General features: G+C 56.4%; 3 protein-coding genes. All 3 read left to right on the top strand.

The window, feature by feature from the left end; genetic code table 11:
• Positions 1 to 242, top strand: a 242-nt coding sequence (locus tag B472_RS17400) for a hypothetical protein (RefSeq protein WP_238147483.1), incomplete at its 5' end; no start/stop codon positions are given.
• Positions 145 to 468 (top strand): hypothetical protein, encoded by a 324-nt coding sequence (locus tag B472_RS17510; RefSeq protein ID WP_369908630.1) that lies wholly within the window; start codon positions 145 to 147, stop codon positions 466 to 468. The genes B472_RS17400 and B472_RS17510, both read left to right, overlap by 98 nt.
• Positions 469 to 620: 152 nt before the next feature.
• Positions 621 to 1,071 (top strand): TolC family protein (locus tag B472_RS16760; RefSeq protein ID WP_026039291.1); only part of this gene is annotated, 451 nt, incomplete at its 3' end.

Genomic DNA, 1,071 nt, shown 5'->3' with positions numbered 1-1,071 from the left:
GTAAATTGGAGCGCTTGCCAAAGCATCTGAATCCTTCTTTATTGACCTCAACCTCCACGGGGACAAATAAATGCCCGGTGACTTTGAAAAATTTGAGTCGCTATAATGTGGCCTATGAGACGGTACTTGGCGATTTTCTTGCTGGTGTTGTTGCCCTTGCAATACAGCTGGGCAGCAATGGCAAGCTATTGCGAGCACGAAACCAGTGTGACTGCCAAGCACCCTGGTCACCACACCCATGACCATGCGTCAATTGACCAGCAAGAGTCCAGCAAAAATGCCCCTCAATCGCCGGGCATGGACCATGACTGTGCCACTTGTCATATGGGTTGTGCCGCCGCCCTGGTCAGCGATCTGAGCAAGACCACATTAGCAGCCTCTGACGATCACCCGCTTCACCTTCAGGTCATTGCTTCTCATATGGCAAGTGAACGTCCTGAACGGCCTCAATGGCCCGTGCTTGCCTGATCGGCGAGCCTCGGGTTTCTTTACCTTTCCCTCTTTTCGAATCCCCTGTGTGCGGATGCACATGACGCTTTGCGCGTTGTGCGTCATCGCCTAGCGACGTGTTGTCGCTGCTCGCTGATCTCCTTGGATGTTTTCACCATTGGAGATGAGCTATGAGTTTGTACAAAAAAAGATCGGCACCGATTCGAATCGCGCTGTCGGTCATGACCCTGAGTGGCTTGGTGCTGACGGCCCAAGCACAAGGCACATCCGCCGCCGCGTTGAGTGGATCGGTGTCCTTGAAAGATGTTTTCGAAACGGCGTGGCAAAGGCAACCCGAGGCGCACGCGCTTCAATCGCGTCGCGATGCCGCCCAGGCCCAGGCCAAAGCCGCGTCGATGCTGTCCCCCGAGCCGCCCTCGCTGGAGATAAGTCAGCGATCAGACCGGATGACAGGCAACAGCGGTGCGCGGGAAGCTGAGGTGGGTATCGCCGTTCCCATCTGGCTACCCGGACAACGCACGGCCAGTACCGATCTGGCGCAAGCTGAAATCTCGTTGGTTGAGCGCAAGCTGCTCGCCTCACAACTGCGGCTCGCCTCTTCCGTCAGGGATGCTTGGTGGG

The organism is Limnohabitans sp. Rim28 (assembly GCF_000293865.2).
Lineage (GTDB): Bacteria > Pseudomonadota > Gammaproteobacteria > Burkholderiales > Burkholderiaceae_C > Limnohabitans_A.
Note: the sequence above shows the minus strand (reverse complement) of the source record. Positions and strands in the feature narration are given on the sequence as shown.